This window comes from Ideonella alba (genome assembly GCF_018069845.1).
GTDB classification, from domain to species: domain Bacteria; phylum Pseudomonadota; class Gammaproteobacteria; order Burkholderiales; family Burkholderiaceae_C; genus Ideonella; species Ideonella alba.
Map to the genome: position 1 here is coordinate 163,143 of NZ_JAGQDD010000006.1, position 17,082 is coordinate 180,224.

Below are 17,082 nucleotides of genomic sequence, written 5' to 3' on the forward strand. Positions count from 1 at the left end.
CCCTGGGATGGTGTCAATCAAAACGCCCCGACGACACCGCTTTGGTGCGTTCAAGCTTGAAAAACGCGCCGCTGGATGCCCTTTTTTGCAACATGCGCCGATGACCGTCAGGGTGACCATTGACCCCGACGCAGCCATCTGTCCAACTGGCTATACTGATTTCATGCCCTCTCGTCCCAAACCTCCCGCACAGACACCGCAGGTTGGCAAACCTGATGACGGTCAGGGATCGGTGGTGGCCGAGCGCAAGGCGGCCAAGACCCGGCCGCCGCGCATGTTCCAGGTGGTCATGCTGAACGATGACTTCACGCCGATGGAGTTCGTCGTGATGGTGCTGCAAGAGTATTTCCGCCTCGACCGCGAGGCTGCGACCCAGGTGATGTTGAAGATCCATCACGAGGGGCGCGCGGTGTGTGGCGTCTTCACCAAGGACGTCGCCGCCACCAAGGTTGAACTCGTGCTGGCTGCTGCACGCCGCTCGGGGCACCCGCTTCAATGCATTATGGAGGCCGCATGATCGCCCAGGAACTTGAAGTCAGCCTGCACATGGCGTTCGTCGAGGCACGCCAGCAGCGCCACGAGTTCATCACCGTGGAGCATCTGCTGCTGGCGCTGCTCGACAACCCGTCCGCCGCCGAGGTGCTGCGCGCCTGCGCCGCCAACATCGAAGATCTGCGCAAGAGCCTGACCGGCTTCATCCGCGAGAACACGCCCACGGTGGGTGGCACCGAAGAGGTCGACACGCAGCCGACGCTGGGCTTCCAGCGCGTGATCCAGCGCGCGATCATGCATGTGCAGTCCACTGGCGGCGGCAAGAAGGAAGTCACCGGCGCCAACGTGCTGGTGGCCATCTTCGGCGAGAAGGACTCTCACGCCGTCTACTACCTGCACCAGCAGGGCGTGACGCGGCTGGACGTGGTCAACTTCATCGCCCACGGCATCAAGAAGAGCGATCCGCCGGAGCCCGCCAAGGGCAGTGGCAGCGAAGGCAGCAGTGGCGGTGGCAACGAGTCCGAGAAGGACGATGGCGGCGAAGGCAAGGGCTCACCGCTGGACCAGTTCACCACCAACCTCAACCAGAATGCCCGCGACGGCAAGATCGACCCGCTGATCGGCCGCGAGCACGAGGTCGAGCGCGTCATCCAGGTGCTGTGCCGCCGGCGCAAGAACAACCCGCTGCTGGTGGGCGAGGCCGGCGTGGGCAAGACCGCCATCGCCGAGGGCCTGGCCTGGCGCATCACCGAAGGCGATGTGCCCGAGGTGCTGGCCGACGCCACCGTCTACGCGCTGGACATGGGCGCGCTGCTGGCGGGCACCAAGTACCGCGGTGACTTCGAGCAGCGCCTCAAGGGCGTGCTCAAGCAGCTCAAGGACAGCCCCAAGAGCATCCTGTTCATCGACGAGATCCACACGCTGATCGGCGCCGGCGCGGCCTCGGGCGGCACCCTGGATGCGTCCAACCTGCTCAAGCCGGCGCTGTCGTCGGGCGCGATGAAGTGCATCGGCGCGACCACCTTCACCGAGTACCGCGGCATCTTCGAGAAGGACGCGGCGCTGTCGCGGCGCTTCCAGAAGGTCGACGTGGTCGAGCCGACCGTCGAACAGACGGTGGAGATCCTCAAGGGCCTGAAGTCGCGCTTCGAGGAGCACCACAACGTCAAGTACGCGCTGGGCGCGCTGCAGGCCGCGGCCGAGCTGTCGGCCAAGTTCATCAACGACCGTCACCTGCCCGACAAGGCGATCGACGTGATCGACGAAGCCGGTGCCGCGCAGCGCATCCTGCCCAAGAGCAAGCAGAAGAAGACCATCACGCGCAACGAGGTCGAGGACATCGTCGCCAAGATCGCCCGCATCCCGCCGGCCTCGGTGTCCTCGGACGACCGCGGCAAGCTCAAGACGCTGGAGCGTGATCTGAAGAGCGTGGTCTTCGGCCAGGACCCGGCGGTCGATGCGCTGGCCGCCTCGATCAAGATGGCCCGCTCGGGCCTGGGCAAGTCGGACAAGCCGATCGGCGCCTTCCTGTTCAGCGGCCCCACCGGCGTCGGCAAGACCGAGGTGGCCAAGCAACTGGCCTACATACTGGGCATCGAGCTGATCCGCTTCGACATGTCCGAGTACATGGAGCGCCATGCGGTCAGCCGCCTGATCGGCGCGCCCCCGGGCTATGTGGGCTTTGACCAGGGCGGTCTGCTGACCGAGGCGATCACCAAGAAGCCGCACGCCGTGCTGCTGCTCGATGAAATCGAGAAGGCCCACCCGGATGTCTTCAACGTGCTGCTGCAGGTCATGGACCACGGCACGCTGACCGACAACAACGGGCGCAAGGCCGACTTCCGCAACGTCATCATCATCATGACGACCAACGCGGGTGCCGAGACCATGCAGAAGGCCACGATCGGCTTCACCAGCAAGCGCGAGCAGGGCGACGAGATGGGCGACATCAAGCGCCTGTTCACGCCCGAGTTCCGCAACCGCCTGGACGGCATTGTCAACTTCCGGGCGCTGGACGAGGACATCATCCTGCGCGTGGTCGACAAGTTCCTGCTGCAACTGGAACAGCAGCTGGCCGAGAAGAAGGTGGATGTCACCTTCACCGACCCGCTGCGCAAGCACCTGGCCAAGAAGGGCTTCGACCCGCTGATGGGCGCGCGCCCGATGCAGCGACTGATCCAGGACACGATCCGCCGCGCGCTGGCCGACGAACTGCTGTTCGGTCGCCTGGTCGATGGTGGCCGCCTGACGGTGGATCTGGATGCCGAAGGCCAGGTCAGCCTGGACATCCAGCCGGCCGGCAAGAGCGGCGACAAGCCGCGCGCCGAAGCCACGGCGGTCTGATCCGGCCACCTGCCATCGTCGCCAGGGGCGCCTTCGGGCGCCCCTTGTTCGTTCAGCCGACGGCCGGATCCTGGCGGTAGTAGCCGGCCAGCAGCCGGTACAGGCGAGGGTGTTCGTCGCGCAGGTCGGTCGCCGCGACGAAGAAGGCCTCGCTGGCCACGGCGAAGAATTCCTCGGGGGCCTCGGCGCCGTAGGGGTCGATCAATGTGTCCTCGCCGGCGTCGACGCGCCGGACGAAATCCTCGAACTCGGCCTCGAGCACCTCGACCCAGGCCTGGCGCTCGGCGGCGGTGGGCAGCAGCGGTACACCGTCGGCCACGCCGTCGCGCATGTCCAGCACATGGGCGAACTCGTGGATCACGACGTTGTAGACCAGGTCGGCCTGCGCGCCGGCGTGGGCCACGTCGTGCCAGGACAGCATCACCGGGCCGCCTTCCATCGCCTCGCCGGTCAATGCCTCGGCGTACTCGTGGACGACGCCGTCCTCATCGGTCACGGTGCGCGGCGCCAGCACCTCGTCAGGCTGGACCACGATGCCGACGAAGTCGTCGTAGTGGTCCAGCGACAGGCCCAGCACCGGCAGGCAGGCCTGGGCGGCGATGCACACGGCCATCAGGTCGTCGATCACCAGGCCCTGGGCACCATGGAACTGCTTGCGCGCCAGGAACAGGCTGCACAGGCGGCGCAACGCCGTCCGATCGGCCTCGGAGCGCTCGGCGATGAACGGATAGGCCTGCAGCACCGCCTGCCACAGCCGCTCGTCGATCGCGTGGCGGGCCAGCTGGCGCTGCTCGCGCCACTCGGCCAGGCGGCTCAGCCAGCCCATCGACCGTCGGTCGGGAGCGCCAGGCGCTGCCAACCCTGGGCGGTCCAGGCCAGCACCTCGGCGCGCTGCGCCTGATCCAGGTCCCAGTCGCTCAGCACGCGCCGCGTCCAGCCTTCGGTGCGTTGCTCATCGCCGGGGCGGTGGGTGTGTCCATGGACCAGCACCGTGGCCCGGGCCTGGCGCAGCCAGTCGGTGGCCAGCGCGGGATCGGGATCGGCATAGGTTTCCACGGCACGGCCGGCCTGGCTGGCCAGCGAGGCGGCCCGCAGACCGCTGGCGATGGCCTGCCGCTCGGCCCGTGGCCGCGCCAGGAACGCCGCCTGCCAGGCGCTCTGGCGCACCTCGGCACGGAAGCGCTGGTAGGCCGTGTCGGCCAGGCATAGCGCGTCGCCATGGCTGAGCAGCACCCGCTGGCCGAAAGCCTCGAGCACGCAGGGATCGGCCAGCGGCGTGCAGCCGCTGCGCTGGAAGAAGGCCTCGCCCAGCAGGAAGTCGCGGTTGCCGCGCATCACGGCCACCGGGCGACGGGCGCTGGCGTGCTGCAGCGCCGACAGGATCGCGGGCAGCGGCGCATCGTCGGCCGCGTCATCGCCGATCCAGGCCTCGAACAGGTCACCCAGGATGAACAGCAGATCGGCCTGGCTGTTCGCCAGCCAGGACAGGAAGGCGGCCTGCGTGCGGGGCAGCTCGGCGCTGAGGTGCAGGTCCGAGACGAACTCGATGCGCCGGGCGCCCGCAGGCACCGCCAGCGCATCCAGGCCGAACTCAGGCAATCTCGGCGGCCTTGAGGATCGTCACCGCGTCGACCGGCACGTCGTCGTGGTAGCCGCGGCGACCGGTGCGGACCTTCTCGATCGCATCGACCACCTCGGTACCCGCCACGACCTTGCCGAACACCGCATAGCCCCAGCCGCTGGGCGACTCGGACTTGAAGTTCAGGAAGTCGTTGTCGGTGACGTTGATGAAGAACTGCGCGGTGGCCGAATGCGGCGCATTGGTGCGCGCCATGGCCACGGTGTACTTGTCGTTCTTCAGGCCGTTGTTGGCCTCGTTGGGAATGGCGGCGTCGGTGGGCTTCTGGTCCATCGACTCGGTCATGCCGCCGCCCTGGATCATGAAGCCCTTGATCACGCGGTGGAACACCGTGCCGTCGTAGTGGCCCTTGGCCACGTAGGCCAGGAAATTGGCCACCGTCTGGGGCGCCTTGGCGTCATCGAGTTCCAGGCGGATGGCGCCGGCGGAGGTGGTCAGTTCAACAGTCTTGGTCATGGTGCTTCAGTCCTCGATCGAGGCCTTCTTGATGGTGACGGGTTGCAGCGGAACGTTCTGGTGGCCGCCCTGGTTGCCCACCGGCACGGCCTTGATCTTGTCGACGACCTCCATGCCCTCGACCACCTTGCCGAACACGGCATAGCCGCCGCCGTAGGAATCGAGGCGGACGTTGTCGACCACGTTGATGAAGAACTGCGCGGTGGCGGAATCGGGAAAGCCGGTGCGCGCCATGGCGATCGTGCCGCGCAGGTTGGACAGGCCCTTGCCGGCCTCCAGCGGGATCGGCGCCCGGGTGGGCTTTTCACTCATGTCGGGCTTCATGCCGCCGCCCTGGATCATGAAGCCGTCGATCACGCGGTGGAAGATGGTGCCGTCGTAGTGACCGGCCTTGGCGTACTGCAGGAAGTTGGCCACGGTCTTGGGCGCCTTCTCGGCGTCAAGCTGCACGACGATGTCACCGGCGCTGGTGGCCAGGCGCACCTTCTGGGCCCAGGCAGGGAGGGTGATCAGGGCGGACAGGGCGATCACGGCGCCGGCCAGCAGGGGGCGTGTCACGTTGGGAGGCTCCTTGGCTATACTGCCCCGATTCTACCGAGCGCCTGTTCTCCCTCCGGGCGCTCCGGCCTGTCGGCGCCGCCGGTCCACGGTGCGCGCACTGCCTCCCTCCTGTCCCGTCGATGACGCTGCGCATCCACAACACCTTGACCCGCCGGGTCGAAGACTTTTCGCCGATCGAGCCCGGACACGTGCGCATGTACGTGTGCGGCATCACCGTCTACGACCTCTGCCACATCGGCCATGCGCGCTCGAACATTGCCTTCGACATCGCCCGGCGCTGGCTGGAGGCCAGCGGCCTGCGCGTGACCCACGTGCGCAACATCACCGACATCGAGGACAAGATCATCCGCCGCGCGGTGGAGAACGGCGAAACCGTGCGGGCCCTGACCGACCGCATGATCGCCGAGATGTACGCCGACTTCGATGCCTTGGGCATCCTGCGCCCCACCCACGATCCACGCGCCACCGACTACGTGCCGCAGATGCTCGACATCGTGCGCACGCTGGAGGACAAGGGTCTGGCCTACCGCAGCAGCCAGGGCGACGTGAACTACGCGGTGCGGCGCTTCCCCGGCTACGGCAAGCTGTCGGGCAAGTCGCTGGACGAGTTGCAGGCGGGCGAGCGCGTGGCGGTGGCCGACGGCAAGGAAGACGCGCTGGACTTCGTGCTCTGGAAGTCCGCCAAGCCGACCGAACCGGCCGATGCCCAGTGGCCCAGCGACTACGGCCCCGGCCGGCCCGGCTGGCACATCGAGTGCTCGGCCATGGCCTGCGCGCTGCTGGGCCAGACCTTCGACATCCATGGCGGCGGCGCCGACCTGGAGTTCCCGCACCACGAAAACGAGATCGCCCAGAGTGAAGGCGCCAACGGCGTGCCGCTGGCCCGCACCTGGATGCACAACGGTTTCGTCAACGTCGACAACGAGAAGATGTCCAAGAGCCTGGGCAACTTCTTCACCATCCGCGAGGTGCTCAAGGCCTATGACGCCGAGACCATCCGCTTCTTCGTCGTGCGGGCCCACTACCGCAGCCCGCTGAACTACTCGGACGTGCATCTGGACGATGCGCGTGCCTCGCTGCGCCGGCTCTACACGGCGCTGGCCAGCGTGCCGGCCGCGGCCGTTGACATCGACTGGACCGATGCGCATGCAGCCCGTTTCAAGGCCGCCATGGACGAGGACCTGGGCACGCCGGAGGCGGTCGCCGTGCTGTTCGAGCTGGCCACCGAGGTCAACCGCAGCCGCGACGCGCGCCAGGCCGGCCTGCTCAAGGCCTTGGCCGGCGTGCTGGGCCTGCTGCAGCAGGATCCGGCGATCTACCTGCAAGGCGGCGCCGGCGATGCCGATGCCGCCCGCATCGAAGCCCTGATCGCCGAACGCCAGGCGGCCAAGCTTGCGCGCGATTTTTCCCGCGCCGATGGCATCCGCGCCCAGCTGGCCGCCGAGGGCGTGCAGCTCAAGGACGGCCCGCAGGGCACGACCTGGGTCAGGGCCTGAGGTGGGAACACGCGCTGCGACCGGCGTCACGCCGGACTATTGGGACGAGGCCTGCAAGCACCTGGTCAAGCGCGACCGGGTGATGAAGAAGCTGATCCCGCAATTCGGCGAGGCCCGGCTGCACAGCCACGGCGACGCCTTCACCACGCTGGCCCGCTCCATCGTCGGCCAGCAGATCTCGGTCAAGGCCGCGCAATCGGTGTGGGAGCGCTTTGTCGCGGCCGTCGGCGGCGGCGGCGCCAACAAGCGCCTGCAGCCAGCCGCCGTGCTGTCGCTGGACGTGCCAGCGCTGCGGGCGGCCGGGCTGTCGGCCCGCAAGGCCGAGTACCTGGGCGACTTGGCCCGGCATTTCGAGGATGGGCAGGTCCATGTGCGCCAGTGGCAGGGCATGGACGATGAGGCCATCATCGACGAGCTGGTGGCCATCCGAGGCATCGGCCGCTGGACCGCCGAGATGTTCCTGATCTTTCACCTGATGCGCCCGAACGTGCTGCCGCTGGACGACCTGGGCCTGCTCAAGGGCATCAGCGTCAACTACTTCAGCGGCGAGCCGGTGTCGCGGGCCGAGGCGCGCGAACTGGGCGAAGGCTGGGCCCCCTACCGGTCGGTGGCCACCTGGTACCTGTGGCGCAGCCTGGACCCGCTGCCGGTCGACTATTGAGAACCCGTTGGGATTGGGCACAATCGCGCCCAAGGAGTGGCTGAATGAGCAAGCGACATTTCCTGGACTTCGAGCAACCGATCGCGGAGCTGGAATCCAAGATCGAGGAACTCCGCTTCGTGCAAAGCGAATCGGCGGTGGACATCTCCGAGGAGATCGACCGCCTGGACAAGAAGAGCCTGCAGCTCACGAAAGAGATCTACCAGCAGCTGACGCCCTGGCAGGTCACGCAGATCGCGCGGCACCCGCAGCGCCCGTACACCCTGGACTACGTGAACGAGATGTTCACCGACTTCCAGGAACTGCATGGTGACCGCGCTTTTGCCGATGACCTGTCCATCGTCGGCGGCCTGGCGCGCTTCAATGGCCAGGCCTGCATGGTGCTGGGTCACCAGAAGGGCCGCGACACGAAGGAGCGCGCCGCGCGCAACTTCGGCATGTCGCGCCCCGAGGGCTACCGCAAGGCGCTGCGCCTGATGAAGCTGGCCGAGAAGTTCGGCCTGCCGGTCTTCACCTTCGTCGACACGCCGGGCGCCTACCCCGGCATCGGCGCCGAGGAACGCGGCCAGTCCGAGGCCATCGGCCGCAACATCTTCGAGATGGCGCAGCTGGAGGTGCCGATCATCACCACCATCATCGGTGAAGGCGGCTCCGGCGGCGCGCTGGCCATCAGCGTGGCCGACCAGGTGCTGATGCTGCAGTTCTCGGTTTATTCGGTGATCTCACCGGAAGGCTGCGCGTCCATCCTCTGGAAGACCGCCGAGCGGGCCTCGGACGCCGCCGAGGCGCTGGGCATCACCGCGCACCGCCTGAAGGCGCTGGGTCTGATCGACAAGATCGTCAGCGAACCGGTGGGCGGTGCCCACCGTGACCTCAAGCAGATGAGCTCGCAGCTCAAGCGCGGCCTGGTGGATGCGCTGCGCCAGGTGTCCGACCTGTCGGTGCCCGAGCTGCTGGAACGCCGCTACCAACGCCTCAAGTCCTACGGCCGCTTCACCGACACCACCGACCGCTGAGGGCCGTCCCGCCTGTGTAGCGGTGGCCCTGAGCGGCGGCCGCGACAGCACGGCGCTGTGCCACGCCACCGTGCGTGCCGCCCGGGCGCTGGGTCTGACGGTGGTGGCCCTGCATGTCCACCATGGCCTGCAAGCCGAGGCCGACGACTGGGTGCGCCACCTGGAGCGGCAATGCCGGCGCTGGCAGCGCGCCGGCTGGCCGCTGCGCCTGCGGGTGGCGCGGCTGACCGACCGTCCGCCCGCGGGGGCCAGCATCGAGGCCTGGGCGCGCCAGCGGCGTCACCAGGCCCTGGGCCGCATGGCCGCGGAAGAGGGCGCCACACTGCTGCTGCTGGCCCACCACGCACGCGACCAGGCCGAGACGGTCTGCCTGCAGGCCCTGCGCGGCGCCGGCCCGGCGGGCCTGGCGGCCATGCCTCGGAGCGTGGTGCGCGACGGCCTGACCTGGGCCCGCCCCTGGCTGGGCTGCTCTCCGCAGGCCATCGAGCACTACGTCAGGCGACACCGCCTGGGTCACATCGAGGACCCCAGCAACCGCGATCCGCGCTTCGAGCGCAACCGCCTTCGTCTGCAGGTGTGGCCTGCGCTGGTCCAGGCGTTTCCGGCGACGGAACAGGCCCTGGTTGACGTGGCGCGCCAGGCCTGGGAAGCGGCTGAACTGATCGACGAAATCGCTGCGGCCGACCTGGAGGCGGTGCGCCGTGCGCCCCACGGGCTGGCCCTCGCGGCCTGGCTGGCGCTCAGCCCGGCTCGGCGGCGAGCCAGCCTGCGCCGCTGGCTGAAGGAGCAAGGGGCCGGCCACGCCAGCGATCGCTTCGTCGACCGCCTGCTGGCGGAACTGCCGCAGACGCGCATCGGACGCTGGCCGGTCGACGGCCCGCTGGAGTTGCGCCTGTACCGGGGAACGCTGAGTCTGTCCCGGCGCTCGTCCGCCAGCATCACTGCCACGGACGCGCCAGTCTGGCCCGTGGCCATCGATCACCGCTGGCGTCCGTTGCCCGCCGGCCAAGGCTGGGTGCGGCTGCGGCCGGTGGAGGAGGGCGGTCTGCCCTGCTCACGCTTGGCCGGCAGCCACTGGCAGGCGCGCCAGGGCGGCGAGCGCTTCGCGCTGGGGCCCGGCCGACCGGCGCGCAGCCTGAAGAAGCAGTTTCAGACCCTGGGCATTCCCGCCTGGCAGCGCCAGGGACCCTTGTTGTGGTCCGGTGCACAACTGCTGTGGGTGCCCGGCCTGGGCGTGGAAGCGCAGGCCCGCGCTGCGGCGGGCGAGCCACAGCTGAGCCTGGAGTGGTCGGCGGACGAGCCGGATGCTGCAGCGCAGCAGCTAGAATAGGGGGTTTTTCGCCCGCCGCCGGCGTGCGCAGATCCCGCTTCGACCCACTCTTCCAATCCTTCCATGGCTTTGATCGTTCACAAGTACGGCGGCACGTCGATGGGCTCGACCGAGCGCATCCGCAGCGTCGCCAAACGCGTCGCCAAGTGGGCACGCGCCGGCCACCAGATGATCGTCGTTCCGTCGGCGATGAGCGGCGAAACCAACCGCCTGCTGGCCCTGGCCAAGGACGTGTCGCCAGCCCAGCAGACCGCGGCCATGCTGCGCGAACTGGACATGATCGCCTGCACGGGCGAACAGGTCTCGGTGGGTCTGCTGTCGCTGGCGCTGCAGGCCGAGGGCATGCAGGCCGTGAGCTACACCGGCTGGCAGGTGCCGGTGCGCACCGATTCGGCCTACACCAAGGCCCGCATCCAGAGCATCGACGACGCCCGCGTGCGCGCCGACCTGGCTGCCGGCCGCGTGGTGGTCATCACGGGTTTCCAGGGCGTGGACGAGGACAACAACGTCACCACGCTGGGCCGTGGCGGCTCGGACACCTCGGCCGTCGCGGTCGCCGCCGCGCTGAAGGCCGACGAGTGCCTGATCTACACCGATGTCGACGGCGTCTACACCACCGACCCGCGCATCGTGCCCGAGGCCAAGCGGCTGCACTCGATCAGCTTCGAGGAAATGCTGGAGATGGCCAGCCTGGGCTCCAAGGTGCTGCAGATCCGCTCGGTGGAGTTCGCCGGCAAGTACCGGGTGCCGCTGCGCGTGCTCTCCAGCTTCACGCCCTGGGACATCGACATCACTGAAGAGGCCGCATCCGGCACCCTGATCACCTTCGAGGAAGACGAAAAAATGGAACAAGCCGTTGTCTCGGGCATCGCCTTCAACCGCGACGAAGCCAAGGTCACCGTGCTGGGCGTGCCCGACAAGCCCGGCATCGCCTATTCGATCCTGGGCCAGGTGGCCGAGGCGAACATCGACGTCGACGTGATCATCCAGAACGTCTCGCACGACGGCAAGACCGACTTCTCGTTCACCGTGCACCGCAACGACTACCAGCGCACGCTGGACCTGCTCAAGACCAAGGTGCTGCCGGCCACCGGCGCCGCCGAGGTGCTGGGCGATGCCAAGATCTGCAAGGTGTCGATCGTCGGCATCGGCATGCGCAGCCACGCCGGCGTGGCCAGCACGATGTTCCGCGCGCTGAGCGAGGAGGGCATCAACATCCAGATGATCACCACCTCCGAGATCAAGACCTCGGTCGTGATCGACGAAAAATACATGGAGCTGGCCGTGCGCGCGTTGCACAAGGCCTTCGACCTGGACGCCTCGATCGAACCCACCGCCGAGAGCGCCGACTGAGGCCAATAATCAGGTTAGAATGCCAGCTTAGGTTGGAGACGTGACCGAGAGGCCGAAGGTGCTCCCCTGCTAAGGGAGTATGGGGTCAAAAAACTCCATCGAGGGTTCGAATCCCTCCGTCTCCGCCAACCAACGGCAAAGGCCCCGCATGAGTGATCGTGCGGGGCCTTTTTCCTTGGGGGGCCTCCTGGGCGTTTCCGGGGCCTTCGGCCCGGGGGCGTGCAAGGGCCTCAGCCAGGGCGCGGCAGCCGGGCCCGCAGGTCCAGCAGTTCCTGGCGCACCGCGTCGGGGAAGCCGCGACGCCCGCCGCGGCGGTCGCACAGCAATTCGTCCAGGGCGGCAGCGGCTGCCACGGGATCGGGCCAGAGGGTGCTGAGCAGATTGGCCAAGCGCGGAAATCGCAGCGCCAGCTCGATCGGCCGGTCGTTGATCTCGAAGGACTGGATCCAGCGTACCGCACCGAAGGACAGCCGCAGGTCGCTGATCTCCAGCGCACGCCGTTGCCCGCTCGGCTCGTCCGGGCCGGGGTCTGTGGGCGTGTTGCCGCGGGAGGTGGAAGACAGTTGCACCGCCATGCTGGCGATGCTGCGCCGCTCGGCGGGGCAACGAAAAGCCCCTAGCTTGCGGCTCCCCCTAGATCGGCATCTGCGGCCGCTCCATGATTTTACATAATATACATTGTCGCGCTTATAGACGCGCGACGGAGTGGCGGCTCCAGGGTGGCCGATGCGCCACCCTCCAGGGCTGGCGCCCAGGCGGGCCGGCTCAGCTCAGCTCGTCCGCGTCGCAGGCCTCGGTGTCGTCCAACTCCACCGAGCGGTCGAACGCCGCCTGGTCGTCGATGACGATCTTCGGAATCAGGGGCTTGTCCAGCGGGCGGCAGACCCGGCGCTGCAGACGGTTCAGGCGCTCGGAGCGCTCGACCGCCTGGATGATGGCCTCGGGGTTCATCATCATGGTGAACGGGTTGCTGCGGGTCTGGGTGGAACGCATGGGACTCTCCTGGCGGGGGCCCCGTGGAACCGGAGCCGATGACCCAGACTGTAGAGAGGACCCTCGGCCGACAGTAGTCGGCGGCCCGACAAAGGGCTTGTCAGCGTTTGCCTGACAAGCGCGTCCGAAGCACGCCGTCGCCGGCGCTCAGCGCGCCGCGCCCGCCCGTTGGCGCTGCAGGCGCTCGAGCGTGGCGATCATCCAGTCGCGGTCGGCGCCGCGGGCGAAGTCCGCGGCATCCAGACCCAGGTTGTTGCGCGCGCCCAGGTCTGCGCCGCGCTCGACCAGCAGCATCACCGAGCGCTCCTCGCCGTAGCGTGCCGCCATCATCAGTGGCGTGCTGCCGTTGGCCGAACGCGCATTCACCGGTGCCCCCTTGTCCAGCAACAGGCGCACCGCGGCGACACTGGGGCCGGTGGCGGCGTAGTGCAAGGGCGACCAGCCCTCCTGGTGGATGGCCGCACCGCGGTCGATCAGACGCTGCATCCGGTCGATCTGGCCCTTCAGCGCCGCCATCATCAGCGGCGTTTCGCCCACCGCGTTGCGCTGGTCCAGCTGGATGCCGGGCCAGGCCAGCAGCAGATCGAACACCTGCGCGTTGTCCTCGCGCACCGCCAGGTACAGCGCGCACTGGCCCTGCTCGTTCAGCACATTGGGGTCCAGACCGCGCTGCAGCGCGGCTCGCACCCCGCTGACATTGTCGACATTCACGGCACGGAAGAAATCGACGTAGACATCGGCGCGCGCCGCGGGCGCGCCCAGCATCAGCAGGGCCAGCGAACAGACGAGTCCGGCACGTCGCCAGGCGATCATGGATGCTCCTGCGGCAGCTGAACGCCAAACAGGCGCTCGAAGTTGCGGGTGCTGGCCTCGGCGATGGCCGCCACCTCGGTGCCCCGCTCGCGAGCGATCTCGGCGGCCACATAGGGCACATAGGCCGGCGTGTTGGTCTTGCCGCGGTACGGCACCGGGGCCAGGTAGGGGCTGTCGGTCTCGATCAGCAGACGATCCAGCGGCAGCATGCGGGCCACCTCGCGCAGCTCGCCCGCATTGCGGAAGGTCACGATGCCCGACAGCGACACGTGAAAGCCCAACTCCAGCGCCGAGCGGGCCACGGCCACGGTCTCGGTGAAGCAGTGGAACACCCCCCTCGCCCGCCCCTGCCCTTCCTCGCGCAGGATGGCCAGGGTGTCCTCGGAGGCACTGCGGGTGTGGATGATCAGCGGCAGGTCGGCGGCCAGCGCCGCGCGGATGTGCACCCGGAAGCGCTCGCGCTGCCAGGCCATGTCGGCCATGCTGCGGCCGTTCAGGCGGTAGTAGTCCAGCCCGGTCTCGCCGATCGCCACCACCCGCTCGTCACCGCGCGCCAGGCGCAGCAGCTCGTCGACGTCGGGCTCATGCACGTCCTCGTTGTCGGGGTGCACGCCCACGCTGGCCCACAGGTGCGGCGCGGTGTGCGCGATCGCGCTGACCTCGGGGAACTCCTCCACCGTGGTGCAGATGACCAGCGCCCCCCGCACCTGGGCTGCGCGCATGTCGCGCAGCACCTCGGGCAGGCGCTCGCGCAGCCCCGGAAAGCTCAGGTGGCAATGGGAATCGACAAACATGGGCAAGGGACGGGCTGCGCGCCGCGGCAGGCGCGGCTCAGATGGTCTGGGTCGGCTTGGACGAGGAGATCGAGGTGCCCAGCAGCTCCTCGATCTTCAGTTTCAGCAACCGGGTTTTCTCGTCCGACGGGAAGCGGACACCCACGCCCTGGGTGCGGCCACCGGGGGTGTTGGCCGGGGTGATCCAGCCCACCTTGCCGGCCACCGGGTAGCGCTGCGGGTCACCGGGCAGCGACAGCAGCAGATAGATGTCGTCACCCAGCTGGTACTCGCGGGTGGAGGGCACGAACAGGCCGCCTTCGCTGAACAGCGGAATGTAGGCGGCGTACAGCGCGCCTTTCTCGCGAAAGACGAGCTGGATCACGCTGGGGCGTGTGCCGGCGGCCGCTGCGGCGCGCGGTTCGTTGTCGCTCATGGGCGCAGTGTAGCCGGGCGCTGCGCTGCCGCACGGCGCGGGGACACGGCCGCCGCCGGGGCCAGCGCCGCCTGTCCCTGCAGCACCAGCGACTCGATCAGCAGACCAGCGTTCCAGGGGTGGTCCTGCTGACGCACCGCCTGGGCGAGCGCGCGCGACCAGGGCACCAGGGCCTCCAGCCGCAGCCGGGCAGGCAAGGCCTGGCGGTCGAAGTAGCGCGGCTCGCCGCCCACCGCCACTGCCATCGCGTCATGGCAGAGCTGCTGGAGCTGGCGCAAGGCGTCCGGCGGTGCCAGGGCGCTCAGGCTCTGGGCGTCGCCCTGGGCCACCAGGCGGGGAAGTGCGCGCCAGGCGTCAGCCCGCCAGCCCTGCTGCGCTGCCTGCCAGGCGCTCAGTGCCTGCCCTTGACAGGCGCGCAGCAGGTCGTCGGCGTCGTTCAGGCCCTGCTGCGACAGCCAGGCGCGCACCGGGGCATCTTCCGGGCTGGGCAGGCGCCAGCTCTGGCAGCGGCTGCGGATGGTGGGCAGCAGCTGGCCGGCGTCTTCGGTGCACAGCAGCAGGCGCAGACCGGTTGCCGGCTCTTCCAGCGTCTTGAGCAGGGCGTTGGCCGAGACCTCGTTCATCGCATCGGCCGGCGACAGCAGCAGCACCTTGCCGCGACCCCGGCCGCTGGTGGTGTGGCTCCAGTCGATCGCCTGGCGCACCTGCTCGACGCGGATGTCCTTGCTGGGCTTGCGCTTGCTGGCCTTGCCTTCGCCGTCGCCCTCCTCGCCGGCGGTCAGGCCCAGCGCCAGCTGCCAGGTCTCGGGCAGCACCGGCCGCAGGTCGGGGTGGGTCTGCTGGTCGGCCAGGTGGCAGCTGCCGCACTGGCCGCAGGGCCGCGGTCCGCCGGATTCACACAGCCAGGCGCGCGCCAGGCGCCAGCCCAGGGCCAGCAGGCCGTCGCCGAAGCGGCCTTGCAGGATCAGCGCATGGCCGCGCTGCTGCGCCAGCAACTGCGCCAGCGGGGCGTCCAGCCAGGGCATGGCCAGGGGTTCGAGGGTCATGTCAGCAGCGCTCAGCCAGGCAGGCCAGCACGGCCTGCCGGACCGTGTCGATCGGGTGGCCGGCGTCCAGGCGCACCAGGCGTGCCGGGGCTGCGGCGGCGCGGGCCGCGTAACCGCTGCGCACGCGGGCGAAGAAGTCGATGTCCTCACGCTCCAGGCGGTCGGCCTCGCGGGCCGCCGCGCGGCGCTGCGCGGCCACGTCGGGTGCCACATCGAACCACAGCGTCAGGTCCGGGTCCCTCCCCTGCTGCACCCAGGCCTCCAACTGGCCCAGCTGCGCCAGGTCGAAGCCCCGTCCGGCGCCCTGGTAGGCGAAGGTGGCGTCGGTGAAGCGGTCGCACAGCACGGTCTGGCCGGCGGCCAGCGCGGGCAGGATCACGCTGCGCAGGTGGTCGCGGCGGGCGGCAAACACCAGCAGCGCCTCGGTCAGGCCGTCCATGGGCCGGTGCAGGAACAGCTCGCGCAGCGACTCGGCCAGCGGCGTGCCGCCGGGTTCGCGCGTCAGGCGCACCTGGTGGCCGCGCTCGCGCAGCCACTCGGCGGCGGCCTCGATGTGCGAGGACTTGCCGGCGCCGTCGATGCCTTCGAAGGTGATGAATCGGGCACCGCCACTCATGGGCTGCGCCGTCTCTGGAACTCGTTCACCGCGCGATTATGGTCGCTCAGGGAGTCGCTGAAGACGCTGCTGCCGTCGCCGCGCGCGACGAAGTACAGCGCCCGGCTGGCGGCGGGGCGGGCCACCGCCCGCAGCGAGGCCAGGCCCGGCATGGCGATCGGCGTGGGCGGCAGGCCGCGCCGGGTGTAGCTGTTGTAGGGCGTGTCGGTCTGCAGGTCGACCTTGCGCAGGTTGCCGTCAAAGCGCTCACCCAGGCCGTAAATCACGGTGGGATCGGACTGCAGCGGCATGCCGATGCGCAGGCGGTTGACGAAGACCGCAGCCACCATCGGCCGATCGGCCTCGCGACCGGTTTCCTTCTCGACCACCGAGGCCAGCACCAGCAGCTCCTCCGGGCTGGTCAGCGGCAGCTCGGGCATGCGTTCGGCCCAGGCGCTGTCCAGTCGGCGTTGCATCGCCTCGCGGGCGCGGCGCAGCACCGTCAGGTCGCTGACGCCGCGGCTGTAGACGTAGGTGTCCGGGAACAGCCGGCCTTCAGGCGAATCGGTGGCCAGGCCCAGCGCGGCGGCCACCTGGGCATCGCTCATGCCGGCGGTTTCCGGGCGCAGGTGTTCGGCCTGGGCCAGCGCCTGGCGCACCTGGCGCCAGTTCCAGCCCTCGATCAGGCGCACGGTCTGCATCGTCTGGTCGCCCCGGACCATCATCTCGAGCAGTTCACGCGGCGAGGTGGGCTGCTCAAGCGCATAGCTGCCGGCGCGGATGCGCCGCGCATCCCCCGAGCTGCGGAACCACCAGTACAGCGCCTGGGCATTCGTGTCGACGCCGGCGGCCACCCAGGCCTGGGCCACCTCGCGCGGCGAGGTGCCGGGCTCGATCGACACCTCCACCACGGCCTGCCGCAGCGCCAGCGGCTGGTGCAGCCACCAGGCCAGCGCCCCCCCAACGGCCAGCGCCACCAGGGCCAGTGCGGCCAGCAGATTACGGATCCATCTCATCAGGCGCGGGGCCTCGAATTCCAAGCCCGCCACCGGGCCATTTCGGGTGGCGATGATAATCGT

Annotated in this window: 19 protein-coding genes and 1 tRNA gene; 8 read left to right on the forward strand and 12 right to left on the reverse strand. The window is 69.1% G+C overall.

Annotated features, from left to right (window positions below; all coding sequences use genetic code 11):
• Positions 1-163: 163 nt before the first annotated feature.
• Both clpS and clpA read left to right on the forward strand, forming a co-directional pair.
• Positions 164-517, forward strand: coding sequence for an ATP-dependent Clp protease adapter ClpS (gene clpS / locus KAK03_RS10845; RefSeq protein ID WP_210853968.1), 354 nt, complete (start codon positions 164-166; stop codon positions 515-517).
• On the forward strand, positions 514-2,835 hold the full coding sequence (gene clpA / locus KAK03_RS10850; RefSeq protein WP_210853969.1) for an ATP-dependent Clp protease ATP-binding subunit ClpA: 2,322 nt from the start codon (positions 514-516) through the stop codon (positions 2,833-2,835). Before clpS ends, clpA begins: the two co-directional genes overlap by 4 nt.
• A gap of 52 nt (positions 2,836-2,887) precedes the next feature.
• On the opposite strand, the gene KAK03_RS10855 is transcribed toward clpA, so the two are convergent.
• The 4 genes from KAK03_RS10855 to KAK03_RS10870 are packed head-to-tail and all read right to left on the reverse strand — an operon-like array spanning position 2,888 to position 5,452.
• A complete protein-coding gene (locus tag KAK03_RS10855; protein WP_210853970.1) occupies positions 2,888-3,661 on the reverse strand; it encodes a M90 family metallopeptidase in 774 nt (257 codons plus the stop codon).
• Positions 3,649-4,434 carry a UDP-2,3-diacylglucosamine diphosphatase gene (locus KAK03_RS10860; protein ID WP_210853971.1) on the reverse strand — a complete coding sequence of 262 codons (786 nt, stop codon included), beginning with the start codon at positions 4,432-4,434 and terminating at the stop codon, positions 3,649-3,651. The genes KAK03_RS10855 and KAK03_RS10860 overlap by 13 nt, the downstream gene beginning before the upstream one ends.
• Positions 4,427-4,930 carry a peptidylprolyl isomerase gene (locus tag KAK03_RS10865; RefSeq protein WP_210853972.1) on the reverse strand — a complete coding sequence of 168 codons (504 nt, stop codon included), beginning with the start codon at positions 4,928-4,930 and terminating at the stop codon, positions 4,427-4,429. Before KAK03_RS10865 ends, KAK03_RS10860 begins: the two co-directional genes overlap by 8 nt.
• Positions 4,931-4,936: 6 nt before the next feature.
• The gene (locus tag KAK03_RS10870) at positions 4,937-5,452 is read right to left on the reverse strand and encodes a peptidylprolyl isomerase (protein ID WP_375140979.1); all 516 of its coding nucleotides are present in this window, start codon (positions 5,450-5,452) and stop codon (positions 4,937-4,939) included.
• Between the two features lie 158 nt (positions 5,453-5,610).
• Here KAK03_RS10870 and cysS point away from each other — a divergent pair, with 158 nt between their 5' ends.
• The 6 genes from cysS to KAK03_RS10900 all read left to right on the forward strand — a co-directional run bounded on the left by cysS (position 5,611) and on the right by KAK03_RS10900 (position 11,475).
• Entirely contained in the window at positions 5,611-6,987 is a 1,377-nt protein-coding gene (gene cysS, locus KAK03_RS10875; protein ID WP_210853974.1) for a cysteine--tRNA ligase, read from the forward strand.
• Complete coding sequence (locus KAK03_RS10880) at positions 6,884-7,648, forward strand: DNA-3-methyladenine glycosylase family protein (protein WP_375140978.1); 765 nt, start codon at positions 6,884-6,886, stop codon at positions 7,646-7,648. The genes cysS and KAK03_RS10880 overlap by 104 nt, the downstream gene beginning before the upstream one ends.
• 44 nt (positions 7,649-7,692) lie before the next feature.
• Entirely contained in the window at positions 7,693-8,664 is a 972-nt protein-coding gene (locus KAK03_RS10885) for an acetyl-CoA carboxylase carboxyltransferase subunit alpha (RefSeq protein WP_210853976.1), read from the forward strand.
• A complete protein-coding gene (tilS, locus tag KAK03_RS10890; protein ID WP_210853977.1) occupies positions 8,561-9,994 on the forward strand; it encodes a tRNA lysidine(34) synthetase TilS in 1,434 nt (477 codons plus the stop codon). Before KAK03_RS10885 ends, tilS begins: the two co-directional genes overlap by 104 nt.
• Positions 9,995-10,057: 63 nt before the next feature.
• Complete coding sequence (locus KAK03_RS10895) at positions 10,058-11,347, forward strand: aspartate kinase (RefSeq protein WP_210853978.1); 1,290 nt, start codon at positions 10,058-10,060, stop codon at positions 11,345-11,347.
• Between the two features lie 34 nt (positions 11,348-11,381).
• Positions 11,382-11,475 (forward strand) — tRNA-Ser (locus tag KAK03_RS10900).
• 102 nt (positions 11,476-11,577) lie between these two features.
• Here KAK03_RS10900 and KAK03_RS10905 read toward each other — a convergent pair.
• From KAK03_RS10905 to mltG, 8 genes are all read right to left on the reverse strand, one after another.
• Positions 11,578-11,922, reverse strand: coding sequence for a hypothetical protein (locus KAK03_RS10905; protein ID WP_210853979.1), 345 nt, complete (start codon positions 11,920-11,922; stop codon positions 11,578-11,580).
• Between the two features lie 190 nt (positions 11,923-12,112).
• Positions 12,113-12,340: a hypothetical protein gene (locus tag KAK03_RS10910; protein ID WP_210853980.1), complete on the reverse strand. Its 228-nt coding sequence runs from the start codon at positions 12,338-12,340 to the stop codon at positions 12,113-12,115.
• A 147-nt stretch (positions 12,341-12,487) separates the two neighbouring features.
• On the reverse strand, positions 12,488-13,153 hold the full coding sequence (locus KAK03_RS10915) for an ankyrin repeat domain-containing protein (protein ID WP_210853981.1): 666 nt from the start codon (positions 13,151-13,153) through the stop codon (positions 12,488-12,490).
• Positions 13,150-13,947 (reverse strand): TatD family hydrolase, encoded by a 798-nt coding sequence (locus tag KAK03_RS10920; RefSeq protein ID WP_210853982.1) that lies wholly within the window; start codon positions 13,945-13,947, stop codon positions 13,150-13,152. Before KAK03_RS10920 ends, KAK03_RS10915 begins: the two co-directional genes overlap by 4 nt.
• A 37-nt stretch (positions 13,948-13,984) precedes the next feature.
• Positions 13,985-14,362, reverse strand: coding sequence for a PilZ domain-containing protein (locus KAK03_RS10925; protein ID WP_210853983.1), 378 nt, complete (start codon positions 14,360-14,362; stop codon positions 13,985-13,987).
• Complete coding sequence (locus KAK03_RS10930) at positions 14,359-15,408, reverse strand: DNA polymerase III delta subunit-related protein (protein WP_210853984.1); 1,050 nt, start codon at positions 15,406-15,408, stop codon at positions 14,359-14,361. The genes KAK03_RS10925 and KAK03_RS10930 overlap by 4 nt, the downstream gene beginning before the upstream one ends.
• Before the next feature lies 1 nt (position 15,409).
• The gene (gene tmk, locus KAK03_RS10935; RefSeq protein WP_210853985.1) at positions 15,410-16,024 is read right to left on the reverse strand and encodes a dTMP kinase; all 615 of its coding nucleotides are present in this window, start codon (positions 16,022-16,024) and stop codon (positions 15,410-15,412) included.
• Positions 16,021-17,019 carry an endolytic transglycosylase MltG gene (mltG, locus tag KAK03_RS10940; RefSeq protein ID WP_210853986.1) on the reverse strand — a complete coding sequence of 333 codons (999 nt, stop codon included), beginning with the start codon at positions 17,017-17,019 and terminating at the stop codon, positions 16,021-16,023. The genes tmk and mltG overlap by 4 nt, the downstream gene beginning before the upstream one ends.
• Positions 17,020-17,082: the final 63 nt, after the last annotated feature.

Coding starts and splice junctions, on each gene's coding strand:
- clpS (WP_210853968.1), top strand. CDS start 164: ATGCCCTCTCGTCCCAAACCTCCCGCACAGACACCGCAGGTTGGCAAA.
- clpA (WP_210853969.1), top strand. CDS start 514: ATGATCGCCCAGGAACTTGAAGTCAGCCTGCACATGGCGTTCGTCGAG.
- KAK03_RS10855 (WP_210853970.1), bottom strand. CDS start 3,661: ATGGGCTGGCTGAGCCGCCTGGCCGAGTGGCGCGAGCAGCGCCAGCTG.
- KAK03_RS10865 (WP_210853972.1), bottom strand. CDS start 4,930: ATGACCAAGACTGTTGAACTGACCACCTCCGCCGGCGCCATCCGCCTG.
- cysS (WP_210853974.1), top strand. CDS start 5,611: ATGACGCTGCGCATCCACAACACCTTGACCCGCCGGGTCGAAGACTTT.
- KAK03_RS10885 (WP_210853976.1), top strand. CDS start 7,693: ATGAGCAAGCGACATTTCCTGGACTTCGAGCAACCGATCGCGGAGCTG.
- tilS (WP_210853977.1), top strand. CDS start 8,561: ATGCGCTGCGCCAGGTGTCCGACCTGTCGGTGCCCGAGCTGCTGGAAC.
- KAK03_RS10895 (WP_210853978.1), top strand. CDS start 10,058: ATGGCTTTGATCGTTCACAAGTACGGCGGCACGTCGATGGGCTCGACC.
- KAK03_RS10905 (WP_210853979.1), bottom strand. CDS start 11,922: ATGGCGGTGCAACTGTCTTCCACCTCCCGCGGCAACACGCCCACAGAC.
- KAK03_RS10910 (WP_210853980.1), bottom strand. CDS start 12,340: ATGCGTTCCACCCAGACCCGCAGCAACCCGTTCACCATGATGATGAAC.
- KAK03_RS10915 (WP_210853981.1), bottom strand. CDS start 13,153: ATGATCGCCTGGCGACGTGCCGGACTCGTCTGTTCGCTGGCCCTGCTG.
- KAK03_RS10920 (WP_210853982.1), bottom strand. CDS start 13,947: ATGTTTGTCGATTCCCATTGCCACCTGAGCTTTCCGGGGCTGCGCGAG.
- KAK03_RS10925 (WP_210853983.1), bottom strand. CDS start 14,362: ATGAGCGACAACGAACCGCGCGCCGCAGCGGCCGCCGGCACACGCCCC.
- KAK03_RS10930 (WP_210853984.1), bottom strand. CDS start 15,408: ATGACCCTCGAACCCCTGGCCATGCCCTGGCTGGACGCCCCGCTGGCG.
- tmk (WP_210853985.1), bottom strand. CDS start 16,024: ATGAGTGGCGGTGCCCGATTCATCACCTTCGAAGGCATCGACGGCGCC.
- mltG (WP_210853986.1), bottom strand. CDS start 17,019: ATGAGATGGATCCGTAATCTGCTGGCCGCACTGGCCCTGGTGGCGCTG.